The organism is Burkholderia sp. LFS061, assembly GCF_047978125.1.
Classification (GTDB): Bacteria; Pseudomonadota; Gammaproteobacteria; order Burkholderiales; family Burkholderiaceae; genus Burkholderia; species Burkholderia pyrrocinia_C.
The window spans coordinates 149494-167072 of record NZ_JBFPFS010000011.1 but is presented as its reverse complement, the minus strand read 5'-3'; the positions used below and the strand labels follow the sequence as shown (position 1 = coordinate 167072).

The following is a 17579-nucleotide window of genomic DNA, read 5'->3' as shown; positions in this document are numbered from 1 at the left end:
CGCACCTCGCGCCGCACGCACGTGCCGCACGCACGTGCCGAAAAAATCGACCGGCACATTGGCGATTTTTCGTCAACGTTTGTCATGCAGCCCGCTCGGCGCATCCGTACATTGAGCAGCCATCCCCACGACAACAACGTACAGGAGACGATGGCTGAACCGATCCTCATCGGCGTGAACCTCGACGGCGTGCTCGAACACGACGGCCTGCCGTTGCCCGCGCCCGCCGAACGCTTCCGGATGGTCGCCAATGCCGGCGTGTTCGACTACATCGAAAAGAACCCGGCACGCGGCGAAGATCTGTCGCCGTATTTCGCGCTGGTCGAACGCCATGCGCTGCCGATTCGCGTGATCGGCGGCATCTGGCGCGCGGGCCATGACGAAGCGCATGTCGCCGAAATCGTCGATGCCGGCGCGCGGTTCGGCAGCACGGTGCTCAACTGCCAGCTCTACGCGCATCACGCGGACGGCCATCCGCTGTCGGACCGCGATGTCGCCGATTTCTACCTGCGTACGTACGAGCGCGGCGAGCCGGTCGGCTGCCTGCCGAGTCTCGAAGTACACGTCGACATGTGGAGCGAGGACTTCACGCGCGTCGCGCGTGTCGCGCGGCATGTCGAGCAGGCCGGTGCGCCGTTCCGGATCACGCTCGATCATTCGCACCTGCTGTTCAAGATCGGCAATCGCGCCGAACTCGATGCATCGGGCCTGCGCGAGCCCGCCGACAGCGTGCACCGCATGCTCGACCCTGCATCGCCATCGACCGTCTACGCCGACTGGATCGCGCGCGGCTGGGTCCGGCATGCGCATGCGCGCAGCGTGATCCCGAACAATCCGGAGAATCGCTGGATGCGCCGCGCGGACGGCCGGCCCGGACGCGGCATCCAGTATCCGTTCGTCGCGCCGGCACCGGGTGCATACCACGGCGATTGGCACGCGGCGGCGCTCGACACGTGGAAAGCCGCGCTACGCCAGTTGCTGCAATCGCAGGTTCACGCGCGGCCGGCGCGGCTCGAGCAGATCAGTTGCGAGTTCATCCCGTTTCCCGATTACGGCGGCGGCGCACGCTATTCGATCTTCGACAACAACGTCGCGTGCGCACACTGGCTGCGCGACACGTGGCACGCGCTCGCAGCGCCGCCGGCAAACCCGCCGGCCGGCGGCACCGCCTGCCCCGGCCCCTGATTCGGACCCCGCCCTACTCGACACACAAGGACAGAACGATGACGCAAGCATTCCACTTTTCGCTGAACCGGATGAGCGCGCCGCGCCTGCCGCTCGATCGCTATGTCGCGCTGTGCCGGCGCCTCGGCATCGACACGATCGAGATCCGCAACGATCTCGACGGCGTCGAGATCGTCGACGGCACGCCGGCCGCCGCCGTGCGCGCGACGGCCGAAGCCGGCGGCGTGACGATCCTGACGATCAACGCGCTGCAGCGCTTCGAGCAATGGAACGCCGAGCGCGCCGACGAAGCGACCGTGCTGGCCGACTACGCGGCGCAATGCGGCGCGCGCGCGCTGGTGCTGTGCCCGACCAACAGCCGCGGCGACACGCGCGGCGCGGACGCGCGCCATGCGGATCTCGTGAAGGCGCTGAAGGCGCTCAAGCCGATCCTCGAAGCGCGCGGCCTGCTCGGCTTCATCGAGCCGCTCGGTTTCGAGGAGTGCGCGCTGCGCCGCAAGTCCGATGCGGTGAAAGGCATCTACGCCGCGGCCGGCGAACAGGTCTTCCGGCTCGTGCACGACACGTTCCACCATCACCTGTCGGGCGAGGACATCTTCTTCCCGAACCTGACGGGCCTCGTGCACATCTCTGGCGTCGACGAAGACGACCTGCCGGTCGACCGGATGCGCGACGGCCATCGCGTGCTGGTCGGCGGCGCCGACCGGCTCGGCAACATCCGGCAGTTGCACGAACTGCTCGCGCGCGGCTACCGCGGCGCGTTCTCGTTCGAGCCGTTCGCGAACGAAATCGCCGAAGCCGACGACATCGAAGACCGGCTGCGCGCGAGCGTCGAATACGTGCGGCGCGAACTGGCGGATTGCTGAGCGTCGCCGCGGTACGCGGCCGGCGCGGCGACCGGCACGCATGACGCCATGCGCGATACGCGCGGGCCCGACAGGAAGAAGACCACGGACTCAACGGAACAGGAGAACAGGATGATCGAATTCGCTTTGTTCGGCGCGGGAAGAATCGGCAAGATCCATGCGGCGAATCTCGCGCGCCATCCGGGTGCGAAACTGAAATACGTGATCGACCGGCATGCGCCGTCGGCCGAAGCGCTCGCACACGCACACGGCGCGCAGGCCGCCGACATCGATCGCGCGCTCGGCGACGCAGCCGTGCAGGCGGTCGTGATCGCGTCGAGCACCGACACGCATGCGGACCTGATCGTCGCGGCGGCGAACGCGGGCAAGGCCGTATTCTGCGAGAAGCCGGTCGACCTGAGCGTCGAGCGCTCGCGCGCATGCGCGGACGTCGTGCGCCGCACCGGCGTGACCTGCATGATCGGCTTCCAGCGCCGCTTCGACCCGACCTTCGCCGCGCTGAAGGCGCGCGTCGAACGCGGCGAGATCGGCGCGCCGGAGATGCTGGTCGTCACGAGCCGCGACCCGGGCGCACCGCCCGTCGACTACATCCGCAGCTCGGGCGGCATTTTCAAGGACATGCTGATCCACGATTTCGACATGTTCCGCTGGATCCTCGGCGACGAAGCGCAGACGCTGCACGCGACCGGCAGTTGCCTGACCGACCCGGCCGTGCTCGATGCCGGCGACATCGATTCGACCGCCGTCACGATCCGCACGCGGCGCGGGCTGCTGTGCCAGATCAACACGTCGCGGCGCGCGGCTTACGGCTACGATCAGCGCTTCGAGCTGCTCGGCAGCAACGGGATGCTGCAGGCCGGCAACGTGCGGCCGACCGAGGTGAGCGCGTGGCTGGCCGGCGGCATCGCGACGGACGTGCCGGAGCCGTTCTTCCTCGAGCGCTACCGGCATGCGTATTCGGCCGAGATCGCGCACTTCGTCGACGCGCTGCGCGACGGCACGCCAGTCAGGACGACGATCGACGACGGGCTCGCCGCGCTCGAGCTGGCCGAGGCCGCGATGACGTCGTGGAAAACGGGGCGCGCGATCGAGATGTGACGCAAGCGATGGCGGCCCGTGCAAGCGGGCCGCCGCCGTCGCACCATCGGCAGCACACCTGTACGAAATGCTGCGACGGCACGGCCGCATCGGGCAGATTTGCCGAAACGTCGCGCGGCATGCGTGTGAAAGCACGTATGATGGCGAATCGATCGGCGTTGCCGATATCCCGCTTGTTCACCATCATGCTCGATCACCTCATCTGCGACTGCGACGGCGTGCTCGTCGACAGCGAAGTCATCGCCGACCGCGTGCTGCTCGACACGCTGACCGCCACCTTCCCGCACATCGATTTCGAAGCCGCCGCGAAGTCGGCGTTCGGCCAGCAGACGTCGCGTTTCCTCGCGGGGCTCGAATCCCGCTTCGGGGTCGAGATGCCCGCCGACTTCATCGAGACCGTCGAGCACAACATCGAGATCGCACTGGCGCAATCGCTCGCGCCGATCACCGGCGTGCGCGACGCACTGCTGAAGGTCAGCCTGCCGGCCGCCGTCGTGTCGAACAGCCGGCTCGTGCGCGTGCGCAATTCGCTGAAGCGCGCATCGCTCACCGAGATCTTCGGCGAGCGCGTGTTCAGTTCCGAGCAGGTGTCGCGGCCGAAACCCTACCCCGACGTCTACCTGCATGCGGCGCAGACGCTCGGCGTGGCGCCGGCGCGCTGCATCGTCGTCGAGGACAGCGTATCGGGGTTGAATGCCGCGCGTGCGGCGGGGATGAAGACGATCGCGTTCGTCGGCGCGAGCCACATCCCCGACAACTACGCGGACGCGCTGCGCGCGATGGGCATCACGCGGATCATGCGCAAGATGGACGAACTGCCGGCGCTCGTCGAAGCCGGCATGCGCGGCGAATTCGGCGACGTGCAGTCCTGACTTTCATTCAGGCCGGCCCGGCGTGCGCCGCTTCACGCACGCCATGTCACGGGCGCGCGAACGCGCCCGCTCCCTCCTCGCTCAGGCCGGCTCGCAGCAACGCTCGCGCGCAGCGGCCAGCGCCTCGCGGAATTCGACGAGTTCCGCGATCGTCAGCATCGGCAGCCCGTGCTGTCGCGCGAAACGCTCGACGTCGTCGCCGCGCGTCATCGTGCCGTCCGGATTCATCAGCTCGCACAGCACGCCGGCCGGCTTCAGGCCCGCAAGGATCGACAGGTCGACCGTGCCTTCGGTGTGACCGCGGCGCGCAAGCACGCCGCCCGGTTGCGCACGCAGCGGAAACACGTGGCCGGGGCGCACGATGTCGTGCGGCTTCGCTCCGTCGGCGATCGCCGCGCGGATCGTCGTCACGCGGTCGGCCGCCGATACGCCCGTATGCACGCCTTCGCGCGCCTCGATCGATACGGTGAACGCGGTGCCGTTGCGGCTCTCGTTGGTCTGCACCATCGGCGGCAGTTCCAGCGCGCGCACCGTGTCGTCGGTCAGGCACAGGCACACGATGCCGCTGCACTCGCGAATCAGCAGCGCCATCGTCTCGGGCGTGATGCGCTCGGCGGCGACGATCAGGTCGGCCTCGTTCTCGCGGTCGTGGTCGTCCTGCAGCACGACCGCGCGGCCTGCGCGCATCGCTTCGAGCGCAGCGGCGATGCGCGGCGGCACCGGTTCGGAATCCAGCAACGGGAGATCGGCAAAGGCGTCGGCGGGAGCCGACGAAACGGACATCAAGGACATGTGAAACGCTCCTCGCAAATACGATTTGGGCGAAAAACGTTTCAGGGCATTGCAAACAGACAGAACGACAACCCGCTTCGCATGCATCGCGAAGCGGCCCTGGCGGACATGACTATCTGCACATCTTCTCTCATCCGGACTATGACCGTCGGCTCTGGCATTCGACCAGATCTGCTGACCCCGCGCGGTTGCGCGGGCGCTCGCGGGCTCGCCGGCTTACGCCAGCCTACCGCCGGTGGGGAATTTCGCCCCGCCCTGAAGACGCACTGATTGCCGGATGGGGGCTGCCCATCGCCGGCGGGCCAAGCATACAACAGCCGCGCGCATAGCGCAGCCAACAACACTTAAAACCTTACTGACAACTCCGTCTAACGGCATCGTCCAAACAGCTGACTGCCGCGCTGCGATCCCGCCCGATATGGGGACGGCACCCGTTCCGTGCGACCCGCACGATCAACCGGCCGCGTGCGCCGCATCGGGCACGAGCCAGCGCGGTGGCACTTCAGGGCTCACCGTCACGCGGAACGCGCGCGCTTCGCTGTCGCCCGGGTTGCGCAGGCTGTACGGCTGATCGGCATCGAACACGATCGCGTCGCCGGTCGCGAGCAACTGGCGGCGGTCGTGCACGCTGACTTCGAGCGTGCCTTCGCTGACGACGAGATTGACCGTCGTGCCGGGCGCGCGGCGCGTGCCGGGCTCCGTATGCAGCGGCGCGATCCGCAGCTCGTGGAATTCGGCCGCGGCCGGCTCGCCTTCCGGGTACAGCGCACGCGCCGAGAAACGGCCGTTCGAGCTGACGACGCGCGACGCGCGCTCGGCCGCCAGGTGTTCGAAGCCGTTCACCGCATGGCGGCGCAGGAATGCGGCGACCGACACCTTCAGCGCCGCGGCGATCTTGCAGAGCACCTTGATCGACGGCACGCTGCGCGCCGACTCGATCTGCGCGAGCATCGCGCGCGACACGCCGGACAGCCGCGCGAGCGCATCGAGCGACAACTGCCGCTCAGCGCGCAAGCGCGCGAGGTTCACGCCGACGACCTGTTCGAGGACATCGAGCGATGCGGATGCCCGCGCGTCGGCGGCGTTGCCGGACTCGAAGGAAGACACGTCGCGCACCAGCGCCAGGGATGAAGACATAGCATTGCCTCCGGGCCGCCGCGCGGCCCTGCGTATGGGGTAAGCCGGGATCGAAATCGGGTTGCGCCTGCAACGGCGCGTATCGAGACGCTATCACCCGGCCTTGCGCGGGCAAACGAAGTTATCTTCACACCGTTATCAGCATCGCGGAGGAATGCGTTTCTCGCGAACCTTTTCCTGCCGCTATGGCGTCGCCGTCATGCCGCTATCGCACCGCTCATTGCGCCGCCGGCGCCGCGCCGCGTGCCGGCGCCCGCGCGTCGAGCCGCATCGCGAGCCACGTGACGACGAGCGCCGCGAACGTCACCGCGACGGCGACCCACGGCAGCGTATCGAGCGCGAAGTCGTGTTCCAGCGCGAGGCCGCCGAGCCACGCGCCGCCTGCATTGCCGACGTTGAACGCACCGATATTGAGCGTCGACGCGAGATGCGGCGCGCTCGCGGCCTTCTCGACCACGCGCGCCTGCAGCGGTGGCACCGTCGCGAAAGCGGCGATCCCCCACACGAACACGGTGACGGCGGCCGCGACCGGCAGATGGCTCGTCTTCGCGAACACGGCCATCACGGCCATCAGCGCGACGAGGATCGCGATCAGCGACGGCATCAGCGCGCGGTCGGCGAGCTTGCCGCCGATCGTGTTGCCGATCGTCAGCCCCGCGCCGAACAGCACGAGGATCAGCGCGACCGAGCGCGGCGCGTAGCCCGACACCGTCTCGAGAATCGGCGCGATATACGTGAACACGACGAACACGCCGCCGAAGCCGAGCACGGTCATCAGCAGTGCGAGCCACACCTGCGGCTCCTTCAGCACGCGCACCTCGTGGCCGAGGCCGACGGGCCCGCTGTCGTGGCGGTTCGGCACGAGCGCGGCCACGCCGCCGAGCGCCAGCACGCCGAGCGCGGCCACGATCCAGAACGACGCGCGCCAGCCGAGCAGCTGGCCGACGAACGTGCCGAACGGCACGCCGAGCACGTTCGACAGCGTGAGCCCCGTGAACATCAGCGCGATCGCGCTCGCCCGCTTGTCGGCCGGCACGAGCGACGCGGCGACCACCGCGCCGATCCCGAAGAACGACCCGTGCGCGAACGACGTGACGACGCGCGCGACCATCAGCATCGCGTAGCCGGACGCGGTGGCACACAGCACGTTGCCGACAATGAAGATTGCCATCAGCAATTGCAGCGCGGCCTTGCGCGGCATGCGGCTCGTCAGCACCGCGAGCAGCGGCGCGCCGACCGCGACGCCGAGCGCGTATCCGGTGACGAGCAGGCCGGCCGACGGCAGCGAAACGGCGAGATCGTGCGCGACTTCGGGCAGCAGGCCCATGATGATGAATTCGGTGGTGCCGATGGCGAAGGCGCTGATCGCGAGCGCCAGTAACGGAATGGGCATGACGTTCTCCGGAAGGTGGCGGAAGCGGCGCCCGGTTGGTGCCGCACCGCACAAGAAGCGGGATGTGCGCGCATTGTCCCGAATACGCCTATATTTGATAATTGGCGTGGCATTTGAACCATTTTCAAAAAATTCTGGAAAATCGAATGGATCGACTGGGCGACATCCGGCTGTTCGTCGAGGCGGCGGAACTGGGCAGCCTTTCCGCTGCCGGGCGCAAGCTGAACCTCACGCCGGCCGCCGCGAGCGCGCGCCTCGCGAAGCTCGAGGCGAAGACCGCGACGCGGCTCTTCGAACGTTCGACGCGGCAGTTGCGGCTCACCGACGAGGGCCGGCTGTACCTGAACTGCTGCCGCCAGGCGCTGCAGGCGCTCGACGACGCGGACGCGATGCTGCAGGAAGGCCGCAACGTCGTCGGCGGCAAGGTGCGGCTGTCGTCGACGTCCGATTTCGGCCGCAACCAGTTGCTCGACTGGCTCGACGAATTCACGACGCGCCATCCGGACGTCACGTTCTCGCTGACGGCGTCCGATTCGTCGTCGAACCTTTGGCAGGACGAAATCGACCTCGCGATCCGCTTCGCCGCGCCGCCCGACGGTGCGCTGATCGCCCGCCGGCTCGCGACGAACCGGCGCGTGCTGTGCGCGGCGCCGTCGTTCGTCGAGCGCCACGGCGTGCCGGCCGACCCGCGCGATCTGGCCCGCTTTCCGTGCAACGTGATCACGATCGCGTCCGGGCCGATGAACGTCTGGCACTTCACGCGCGGCGACGAGGTGCAGATCCACACGGTGCCGGTCGCGACCGCGTTCGAGACCAACGACGGCGGCCTCACGCGCGAATGGACGCTGCGCGGCCACGGCATAGCGTTGAAATCGCTGTGGGACATCGCCGACGACGTCCGCGCGGGCCGGCTGCGCGTGCTGCTGCCCGACTGGCGGCACCAGGACGCGCCGCTGCACGCGATCTATCACAGCAAGCGCTACATGGCGCCGCGCGTGCGCGTGCTGCTCGACTTTCTCGCCGAACGCTTCGCGCGCGAGGAAGCCGCGCTCGACGACCTGCTGAACGCATGCCGCTGACGGCCGGTGCACCACCGCTCAAGGGTCTGAACCTGACGACCGACGTCGCGCGGCCGCAACCCGCCGGCCGTCCGGCGCAGCGCGAAAAGCTATAATGGAAAGCTTTCCCGACGGCCTTTCATGCTCGACGCGCGCAACCTGCGTGCAGCGCACGGCCGTCCCGATTCACCCTTGACGACGCCCCCAGGTCAACCACTGCGAACGGCGAATCCCCATGACCAAGAAAGTTTACGTAAAGACCTTCGGCTGCCAGATGAACGAGTACGACTCGGACAAGATGGTGGACGTGCTCAATGCGGCCGAAGGCCTCGAAAAGACCGACAACCCCGAAGACGCGGACGTCATCCTGTTCAACACGTGCTCGGTGCGTGAAAAGGCGCAGGAGAAGGTGTTCTCCGATCTCGGCCGCGTGCGCGAGCTGAAGGAAGCGAAGCCCGGCCTGCTGATCGGCGTCGGCGGCTGCGTCGCGAGCCAGGAAGGCGCGTCGATCGTGTCGCGCGCGCCGTACGTCGACCTCGTGTTCGGCCCGCAGACGCTGCACCGCCTGCCGCAGATGATCGACGCGCGCCGCGCGAGCGGCCGCGCGCAGGTCGACATCACGTTCCCCGAGATCGAGAAGTTCGACCACCTGCCGCCCGCGCGCGTCGAGGGGCCGAGCGCGTTCGTGTCGATCATGGAAGGCTGCTCGAAGTACTGCAGCTACTGCGTGGTGCCGTACACGCGCGGCGACGAAGTGTCGCGCCCGCTCGACGACGTGCTGACCGAAGTGGCCGGCCTCGCCGACCAGGGCGTGCGCGAAGTCACGCTGCTCGGCCAGAACGTGAACGCGTATCGCGGCGCGCTGACGGCCGGCGCATCCGAGATCGCCGATTTCGCGACGCTGATCGAATACGTCGCCGACATCCCCGGCATCGAGCGGATCCGTTACACGACGTCGCACCCGAAGGAATTCACGCAGCGGCTGATCGACACCTACGCGAAGGTGCCGAAGCTCGTGAGCCACCTGCACCTGCCCGTGCAGCACGGTTCCGACCGCATCCTGATGGCGATGAAGCGCGGCTACACGGTGCTCGAATACAAGTCGGTGATCCGCAAGCTGCGCGCGATCCGCCCCGACCTGTCGCTGTCGACCGACATGATCGTCGGCTTCCCCGGCGAGACCGAGGAGGATTTCGACAAGATGATGGCGCTCGTGCACGACATGAGCTACGACACGAGCTTCTCGTTCATCTACAGCCCGCGCCCCGGCACGCCGGCCGCGAACCTGCACGACGACACGCCGCGCGACGTGAAGCTCAAACGCCTGCAACATCTGCAGGCGACCATCGAGGAGAACGTCGCGCGCATCAGCCAGTCGATGGTCGGGAAGGTCGAGCGGATCCTCGTCGAAGGCCCGTCGCGCAAGGACCCGAACGAACTCGCGGGCCGTACCGAGAACAACCGGGTCGTGAATTTCCCGGCGCCGCTCGCGTCGCACCCGCGCCTGATCGGCCAGATGATCGACGTGAAGATCAACCATGCGTACCCGCATTCGCTGCGCGGCGAGCTCGTGCTCGTCAGCGACGACGCGAGCGCGGCCACCCACTGACCGACGCATCACCGGAGCCCGACGCCACTTTGAAGCCCGCCCACCCCCTGGAATTCATCGCGCCGCGCGACGACAACGCGCGCCTCGCCAATCTCTGCGGCCCGCTCGACGAAAACCTGCGGCAGATCGAACAGGCGCTCGACGTGACGCTCGCGCGGCGCGGCCACCGGATCACGATCCGCGGGCGCGGCGCCAAGCTCGCGCTCGCGGCGCTCGATAACTTCTACAACCGCGCGCGCGATCCGCTGTCGGTCGACGACATCCAGCTCGCGCTGGTCGAAGTGCGCCACACCGCCGGCAACGGCCGCGAGAACACGCTCGACGTGCGCTTTCGCGGCGACCCCGACCATCCGTTCGACGAGCCTGTCGTGCAGCTCGACGACGAGGCGCTCGAAGAGCAGGGGCCGAAGCTCTACACGCGGCGCGCCGACCTGCGCGGCCGCACGCCCGCGCAGCGCGAATACCTGAAGCAGATCCTGTCGCACGACGTCACGCTCGGCATCGGGCCGGCCGGCACCGGCAAGACCTACCTTGCGGTCGCGTGCGCGGTCGACGCGCTCGAGCGCGACCAGGTCAAGCGGATCGTGCTGACGCGCCCGGCCGTCGAGGCCGGCGAGCGGCTCGGCTTCCTGCCGGGCGATCTCGCGCAGAAGGTCGACCCGTACCTGCGTCCGCTGTACGACGCGCTGTACGACCTGCTCGGCTTCGACAAGACCGCGAAGATGTTCGAGCGCCAGATGATCGAGATCGCGCCGCTCGCGTACATGCGCGGCCGCACGCTGAACCACGCGTTCATCATCCTCGACGAGGCGCAGAACACCACGCCCGAGCAGATGAAGATGTTCCTCACGCGGATCGGCTTCGGCTCGAAGGCGGTCGTGACCGGCGACACGAGCCAGGTCGACCTGCCGCGCGGCCACAAGAGCGGCCTCGTCGAGGCGCAGCAGGTGCTGAGCGGCGTGCGCGGCATCGCGCTCACGCGTTTCACGAGCGCGGACGTCGTGCGCCATCCGCTCGTCGCGCGCATCGTCGAGGCATACGACGAGTTCCACGCGCAGCACCAGGACGGCTGACCGGCCGGCGGCGCCCGCGCGCTGCCCCGGCCTGCCGGCCCGGCCCGCCAGACGGCGCGCCGGGCCTTTTTTCGCCCGCGCGAATTCGGGCGCGATCGGCCGTTTGGTGTATCCTCAACGCGTTCCAATCGCCCCACGTGTCATGAAATCCTCCCGTTCTCGCAAGTCCGGCCGCACCCAGTCCGCCGCGCCCGAATCCCCCCGTCTTTCGCTGTTCGATGCGAAGGGCAAGGCCCGGACCGTCAACGCACTGGGGCTGCGAATCGACTTCCCGGACGGCCGCAGCCTGATGTTCGACCTGTCGGGCAGCTCGGGGGACGCGGCCGTCGCGATCGTCGCGCAGCACAACGATCCGGAGATGCGCGCGAAGCTGGCGCTGCAGCCCGAGCACTACGACAGCGTGACGCTGCACGTGGGCGCCGAGCCCGCGCCGCGCGAAGACGAAATCGAAGGCGCGCTGCGCGAGCCGGAACTCGACCTGTCCGTGCAATACGGCGACGAAATCACGAGCGACGTGCGCAAGACGCTGCCCAAGCGCAAGCTGATCGCCGAATGGATCGAGCCGGCGCTGTTCGCCAGCGCGCAGCTCACCGTGCGCTTCGTCGGCGAAAACGAAGGTCGCACGCTGAACGCCGGCTACCGCCACAAGGACTACCCGACCAACGTGCTGACCTTCGCGTACGACGCGGCGCCCGACGGCACCGTGATCGGCGACCTCGTGCTGTGCTGCCCGGTCGTCGAGCAGGAAGCGCACGACCAGGGCAAGCCGCTCACGGCCCATTACGCGCACCTGCTGGTGCACGGCGCGCTGCACGCGCAGGGCTACGACCACGAGACGAGCGACGAGGACGCAGCCGAAATGGAAGCGCTCGAAGTCGACATCCTCGCGAAGCTGGGCTTCCCGAACCCGTACCAGTAAGCCGGCCGCACGATGCGCAACGCCGCGATGCTCCCGCCCGCCTACCCGCCGTCGATCGGCGACGGGCGGCTGCTGACGGAAGACGAGCTCGCGGCGTCGCTCGCGCACACGATGCGCGACTGGGACGGCCGGCAGGACCTCTGGCTATTCGGTTATGGCTCGCTGATCTGGAACCCGGGGTTGCCGACCGTCGCCGCCGTGCGCGGCAAGGTGCACGGCTACCATCGCGGGCTCTACCCGTGGTCGCGCGTGAACCGCGGCACGCCCGAACGTCCGGGCCTCGTGCTCGCGCTCGATCGCGGCGGCTCGTGCTCGGGCATCGCGTTCCGGCTCGCGGGCCCGACCGCGCAGCCGCACCTCGAGACGCTGTGGAAGCGCGAGATGCCGATGGGTTCGTACCGGCCCGCGTGGCTGCCGTGCTCGCTCGAGAACGGCGAGCGCGTGAACGCGCTCGCGTTCGTGATGCGCCGCGACGCGCCGACCTATACGGGCAAGCTGTCCGACGCCGTCGTAAAGGAAGTGTTCGGCTGCGCGGCCGGCCGCTACGGCACGACGCTCGACTACGTGAGCCGCACGGTCGACGCGCTGCGCGCGAGCGGCATCCCCGATCGCGCGCTGGAAGGGCTGCTCGCGCGATGCCGGTGACGCAACGCGACGCCCGGCTTGCCGCTGCGCGAAACCGCGCTCCCTGCGCATTCGAACGAGGTTCCTGCCGATGAAACCGTCACACTGGTCGCGCTGCAAGGTCGCCGCGCTGATCGTCGCCGCGAGTGTCGCGCTGTCCGGCTGCGGAATAATCGGCTGCGGCGGCGCCGCGAGCAACGGCGGGGCAGCCGGCGGCTGCTCGACCGGAATGCGGTTCTGAGCCGCGCGCCGGGCGCGATCGCATGCGGCAGAATGCCGCCCAGGCACCGACCGGCCGGCCGGTCGCCTTTCCGCGTCGCACCCACCCTTCCCGCATCCGTTTTTTGCCGCTGCTGCGCCGCCGCCCTTTTCTGGGATAGGATGGACACGAGGACGATGCCGCGCCCGGCGCGGCCGTCCGCGAGCAGGCCCGCGCGGGCCGCGCACCCTGGCCGCACGGCCGGGGTGACACGGTCGCGTCGTGCCCTTGGTGTATCCTTGCCTACTCCGTGACAGCGCGCCCCGGCACGACCCGGGCGCACCACCATGAACGATTCGTATCCCAGTCGTAAGCCAACCGACAAACCGCAAGAAAAGCGCTCGCTCCTCGAGCGCCTGACCGACTTCATCTCGCCCGAGCCCGAATCCCGCGGCGAGCTGCTGGAAATCCTCCAGGACGCCCACGAACGCAACCTGATCGACGCCGATTCGCTGTCGATGATCGAAGGCGTGTTCCAGGTATCCGACCTGTGCGCGCGCGACATCATGGTGCCGCGCGCGCAGATGGACGCGATCAACATCGCCGACAAACCCGAGGATTTCATCCCGTTTGTCCTCGAAAAGGCGCACTCGCGCTACCCCGTGTTCGAGGAGAACCGCGACAACGTGATCGGCGTGCTGCTCGCGAAGGATCTGCTGCGCTTCTACGCCGAAGAAGAGTTCGACGTGCGCGGGATGCTGCGCCCGGCCGTGTTCATTCCCGAATCGAAGCGCCTGAACGTGCTGCTGCACGACTTCCGCGTGAACCGCAACCACCTTGCGATCGTCGTCGACGAATACGGCGGCGTCGCGGGCCTGATCACGATCGAGGACGTGCTCGAGCAGATCGTCGGCGACATCGAGGACGAATACGACTTCGACGAGGAAGCCGGCAACATCATCGCGGGGCCGGACGGCCGCTACCGCGTGCGCGCGCTTACCGAGATCGAACAGTTCAACGAGGCGTTCGGCACCGATTTCCCCGACGACGAAGTCGATACGATCGGCGGCCTGATCACTCATCATTTCGGACGCGTGCCGCACCGCGGCGAGAAGCTGCAGCTCGGCAACCTCGTGTTCGAGATCCAGCGCGGCGATGCGCGCCAGGTTCATGTGCTGCTGGTACGCCGCAACCCGCTCGCCAGCCGTCGCGCCGACACCTCGCACGAGGACTGACCGTCCCGCGCCAGCCGCGTCTCCTTCAACCGCTCGCCCACTTCCGCTTCACATGGACGATCCGATCCCGTCACGCCCGGCTGGCGGCCTTCTCGCGCCGGCACCCGGCCGCGCGCTGCCGCGCTGGCACTACCCGGCCGCGCTGCTCGCCGGCGCGGCCAATACGCTCAGCTTCGCACCGACGCCGCACGGCGGCTGGCTGCAGCTCGCCGTATTCGTCTGGTTTTTCGCGCAACTGACGCGCACGTCGAGCTGGCGCGGCGCCGCGCTCACGGGCGGCGCGTTCGGCTTCGGCAACTTCATCAGCGGCGTCTGGTGGCTCTACATCAGCATGCACGTGTACGGCGAGATGGCCGCGCCGCTCGCGGGCGGCGCGCTTCTGCTGTTCTCGCTGTACCTGTCGCTGTACCCGGCGTTCTCGGCCGGGCTGTGGTCGTTCTGCGCGGGCCATGCGTGGCATCGCCGCGCGCCCGACCCGCGGCCGTTCTCGCCGACCTGGCACGGCGCGTTCGCGTTCGCGAGCGCGTGGGCCTTCGGCGAATGGCTGCGCGGCACACTGTTCACCGGTTTCCCGTGGCTCGCGAGCGGCTACCCGCAGGTCGACGGCCCGTTCGCGGGCTTCGCGCCGATCGTCGGCGTGTACGGGATCGCGTGGGCGCTCGCGCTGTTCGCCGCGCTGGTCGTGCAGGCGCTGGCCGCCGCGCGCCCGTCGCCCGCACGTGAAGGCAGCACCGGCGGCAACGCGCGCGTGCGCATCGCCGCGCCGGCCGGCGTCGCCGTCGCGCTCGTCGCGGCCGGCCTCGGGCTGTCGCAGGTCACGTGGACCGTGCCCGCGAACGCGCCGCTCACCGTGCGGCTGCTGCAGGGCAACGTGAAGCAGGACATCAAGTTCGAGCAGGAAGGCATCGACGCGGCGATCAAGATGTACCAGCAGATGATCGTCGAGAAGCCGGCCGACCTGATCGTCACGCCCGAGACCGCGATCGCGGTGATGATCCAGGAACTGCCCGAGCCGTTCGCCGTCGCGATCCGCAAGTTCAGCGACACGACCGGTTCGGCCGTGCTGTTCGGCGCGGTCGGCGCGTCGGTGACCGAGGACGGCCGCTACGTCGACTATACGAACAGCCTGTACGGCGTGACGCCGAACTCGCGCGACATCTATCACTACGACAAGCACCACCTCGTGCCCTTCGGCGAATTCATTCCGTGGGGCTTCCGCTGGTTCGTCGACCTGATGAAGATGCCGCTCGGCGATTTCGCGCGCGGCGCGCCGGTGCAGAAACCGTTCCTCGTGCACAACCAGCCCGTGATGGCCGACATCTGCTACGAGGATCTGTTCGGCGAGGAAATCGCCGCAACGATCCGCGACAATCCGCAGCCGCCCGGCGTGCTCGTCAACGTGACGAACCTCGCATGGTTCGGCGACACGATCGCGCTCGACCAGCACCTGCAGATCGCGCGGATGCGCTCGCTCGAAACGGGCCGGCCGATGCTGCGCTCGACCAATACCGGGATGACGGCCGCGATCGACGCGCACGGGCGCGTGCTCGGCCAGTTGAAGCCGTTCACGATCGGCTCGCTCGACGTGCGGATCGAAGGCACGAGCGGCTTCACGCCGTACGTGACGAGCGGCAACAACATCGTGCTCGCGGTGTCGTTCGTGCTGCTTGCGTTCGGCTTCACGTTCGGGCCGGGGCTGCGCCGGCGCAACGGCCCGAAGCCCGACGACGACCGGCACGCATGACGCAACAGGCGGCCGCCGCGCGCCGCGTGGAGGCCGCCGCCGCGCGACGCGGCCCGCGACCGCAACGCGGTCGGCCGCTCAGGCCTGCCGGACCGATTGAGCCGGCTGCGCGGCCAGGCTCCGCAGATCGCGGCTCGCCTCCTCCATCACCGGTTCCCACGCGCCGAACGTCCGCTGCCGATACAGCGTCGCGGTCGGATACCACGGGCTGTCCTTGCGTTCGAGCAGCCACGGCCAGTGCGGATTCACGTCGAGCAGCACCCAGGTGCGCGCACCGAGCGCGCCCGACAGGTGTGCAACCGATGTGCACACGGTGATCACGACATCCAGCGCGCCGATGAACGCGGCCGTATCGTCGAAGCTCGCCAGCTCCGCCGTGAAGTCCTCGATCGCGAAGCCGGCTGCACGCGCCGCCGCGACATCCGCATCCGCGCCCGGCTGCAGCGAATAAAACGCGACGCCGTCGATCCCGCGGAACGCGTCGGCATAACGCTCGAGCCCGACACGCCGGAACGGATTGCGCTGGTGGCCCGCGCTGCCCGTCCACACGAGCCCGACCTTCAGCCGGCGGTCGCCCGCGAGCCGCGCGCGCCACGCATCGCACGCATCCTGATCGGCCCGCAGGTACGGCACCGACGACGCAAGCGTCGACGCTTCCATGCCCAGCATCAGCGGCAGGCCGATCAGCGGCACTTCGTAATCGAATGCGGGCAGCGCGTCGACGCCGCCGCCCGCGCCGAACGCGTCCGCCTGCGCGCCCAGGCTGCGCTGCATCAGCGTGCCCACCTGGGGGAACGTATTCCACGCGAGCCGGCCGCCCTCGCGATGCACGCGCTCGGCGAGCGGCGTGACGAAGCGGCAGAACTGCAGCACGTCGCCGAGCCCCTGCTCGCCCCATACGAGCAGCGTCTTGCCCGCGAGCGGCTCACCCTGCCAGCGCGGGCCCGGCAGCGCCGGCCGGCGGCCGCGCAGCTCGCCCGCGCCGTCCCAGCGCGCTTCGTGGCCGCGCCAGCCGGCCGCGTGGTTGCCGCGCACGAGCTGGATGATCGCGAGGTTGAAACGGAACGACGCGTCGTCGGGCGCCAGCTCGCACGCACGCGCCGCGTAACGCTCGGCGTCGTCCCAGCGCTGCGCCTCCTTCATCGCCATCGCGACGTTGTTCATCGCGAGCGCGTTGTCGGGCGCGAGGTCGGCGAGCCGCGCGGCGCACGCGAGCGCGCCGTCCAGGTCGTGCGTCGCGATCCGCGCGACGACAAGGTTGATCCACGCCTGCACGTCGCGCGGATCGGTGTTCACGGCCGCGTCGAGCAGCGCGATCTCCTCCGCGCGGTCGCCGCCCGACAGCCGCAGCGCGATCGCGAGGTTGTTGCGCAGCGACGGCCAGCCCGCATCGGCCGCCAGCGCCGCACGGTACGGCGCGACCGCGTCCGCGTGACGGCCGGCGATCTGCAGCGTATAGCCGTGATTGAAGTGCGCGGCCGCGCCCGGCCGCACGCGCGCCGCGCATTCGGCGAGCGCGAGCGCGTCGGCCGTGCGCTGCCGCGCGACGAGCGTCGATGTGAGCTGCGCGAGCGCATCGGCGTCGACCGCGTGTAGATGGGCGGCTGCGGCGAGCCACAGATCGTGCGCGGCGCGCTCGCCGCGCGCCTGCGCATCGGCGGCGTGCCGGAGCAGCGCGAGGAACGGCGGAAGCAGCGGAATGAGGATGTCGGTCGGGTCGTCCATGCGATCGGAGCCTGCAAGCGGTGACGCGGCACGCGTCGCGCGAGCCGCAA

At 69.0% G+C, this 17579-nt stretch carries 16 protein-coding genes and 1 riboswitch; of the genes, 12 read left to right on the top strand and 4 right to left on the bottom strand.

Translation table 11 applies throughout. From position 1 onward, the window contains the following. The first annotated feature begins 150 nt into the window (after window positions 1–150). The 4 genes from ACNQQL_RS13480 to ACNQQL_RS13465 all read left to right on the top strand — a co-directional run bounded on the left by ACNQQL_RS13480 (window position 151) and on the right by ACNQQL_RS13465 (window position 4021). On the top strand, window positions 151–1185 hold the full coding sequence (locus tag ACNQQL_RS13480) for a xylose isomerase (protein WP_347064380.1): 1035 nt from the start codon (window positions 151–153) through the stop codon (window positions 1183–1185). 38 nt (window positions 1186–1223) lie between these two features. Further along, window positions 1224–2051, top strand: coding sequence for a TIM barrel protein (locus tag ACNQQL_RS13475; RefSeq protein WP_347064379.1), 828 nt, complete (start codon window positions 1224–1226; stop codon window positions 2049–2051). Window positions 2052–2162: 111 nt separating this feature from the next. Further along, complete coding sequence (iolG, locus tag ACNQQL_RS13470; RefSeq protein WP_347064378.1) at window positions 2163–3149, top strand: inositol 2-dehydrogenase; 987 nt, start codon at window positions 2163–2165, stop codon at window positions 3147–3149. 185 nt (window positions 3150–3334) lie between these two features. Then, a complete protein-coding gene (locus tag ACNQQL_RS13465) occupies window positions 3335–4021 on the top strand; it encodes an HAD family hydrolase (RefSeq protein WP_347064387.1) in 687 nt (228 codons plus the stop codon). Window positions 4022–4102: 81 nt separating this feature from the next. Here the strand turns inward: ACNQQL_RS13465 and ribB are convergent, their stop codons facing one another. From ribB to ACNQQL_RS13450, 3 genes are all read right to left on the bottom strand, one after another. Continuing rightward, the gene (ribB, locus tag ACNQQL_RS13460) at window positions 4103–4813 is read right to left on the bottom strand and encodes a 3,4-dihydroxy-2-butanone-4-phosphate synthase (protein WP_072443457.1); all 711 of its coding nucleotides are present in this window, start codon (window positions 4811–4813) and stop codon (window positions 4103–4105) included. Between the two features lie 118 nt (window positions 4814–4931). Then, window positions 4932–5080, bottom strand: a riboswitch (FMN riboswitch). Window positions 5081–5266: 186 nt separating this feature from the next. After that, window positions 5267–5950, bottom strand: coding sequence for a helix-turn-helix domain-containing protein (locus tag ACNQQL_RS13455; RefSeq protein ID WP_310142836.1), 684 nt, complete (start codon window positions 5948–5950; stop codon window positions 5267–5269). A gap of 217 nt (window positions 5951–6167) precedes the next feature. Beyond that, a complete protein-coding gene (locus ACNQQL_RS13450; protein ID WP_347064377.1) occupies window positions 6168–7343 on the bottom strand; it encodes an MFS transporter in 1176 nt (391 codons plus the stop codon). Window positions 7344–7489: 146 nt separating this feature from the next. Between ACNQQL_RS13450 and ACNQQL_RS13445 the strand changes: the two genes are divergently transcribed. The 8 genes from ACNQQL_RS13445 to lnt all read left to right on the top strand — a co-directional run bounded on the left by ACNQQL_RS13445 (window position 7490) and on the right by lnt (window position 15804). Beyond that, a complete protein-coding gene (locus ACNQQL_RS13445; protein WP_072443460.1) occupies window positions 7490–8422 on the top strand; it encodes a LysR family transcriptional regulator in 933 nt (310 codons plus the stop codon). Window positions 8423–8636: 214 nt separating this feature from the next. Next, complete coding sequence (miaB, locus tag ACNQQL_RS13440; RefSeq protein ID WP_347064376.1) at window positions 8637–10010, top strand: tRNA (N6-isopentenyl adenosine(37)-C2)-methylthiotransferase MiaB; 1374 nt, start codon at window positions 8637–8639, stop codon at window positions 10008–10010. Between the two features lie 29 nt (window positions 10011–10039). Further along, the gene (locus tag ACNQQL_RS13435; RefSeq protein ID WP_034178971.1) at window positions 10040–11083 is read left to right on the top strand and encodes a PhoH family protein; all 1044 of its coding nucleotides are present in this window, start codon (window positions 10040–10042) and stop codon (window positions 11081–11083) included. A gap of 142 nt (window positions 11084–11225) precedes the next feature. After that, window positions 11226–12002, top strand: a complete 777-nt coding sequence (ybeY, locus tag ACNQQL_RS13430) for an rRNA maturation RNase YbeY (protein WP_175962011.1) — start codon at window positions 11226–11228, stop codon at window positions 12000–12002. 12 nt (window positions 12003–12014) lie between these two features. Then, complete coding sequence (locus tag ACNQQL_RS13425) at window positions 12015–12647, top strand: gamma-glutamylcyclotransferase (protein ID WP_347064375.1); 633 nt, start codon at window positions 12015–12017, stop codon at window positions 12645–12647. A 70-nt stretch (window positions 12648–12717) separates the two neighbouring features. Continuing rightward, complete coding sequence (locus tag ACNQQL_RS13420; RefSeq protein WP_347064374.1) at window positions 12718–12867, top strand: hypothetical protein; 150 nt, start codon at window positions 12718–12720, stop codon at window positions 12865–12867. A gap of 305 nt (window positions 12868–13172) precedes the next feature. Beyond that, window positions 13173–14060 carry an HlyC/CorC family transporter gene (locus ACNQQL_RS13415; RefSeq protein ID WP_072443463.1) on the top strand — a complete coding sequence of 296 codons (888 nt, stop codon included), beginning with the start codon at window positions 13173–13175 and terminating at the stop codon, window positions 14058–14060. Window positions 14061–14112: 52 nt separating this feature from the next. Continuing rightward, on the top strand, window positions 14113–15804 hold the full coding sequence (gene lnt, locus ACNQQL_RS13410; protein ID WP_347064373.1) for an apolipoprotein N-acyltransferase: 1692 nt from the start codon (window positions 14113–14115) through the stop codon (window positions 15802–15804). A gap of 78 nt (window positions 15805–15882) precedes the next feature. On the opposite strand, the gene ACNQQL_RS13405 is transcribed toward lnt, so the two are convergent. Next, window positions 15883–17529, bottom strand: a complete 1647-nt coding sequence (locus ACNQQL_RS13405; RefSeq protein WP_347064372.1) for a hypothetical protein — start codon at window positions 17527–17529, stop codon at window positions 15883–15885. Window positions 17530–17579: the final 50 nt, after the last annotated feature.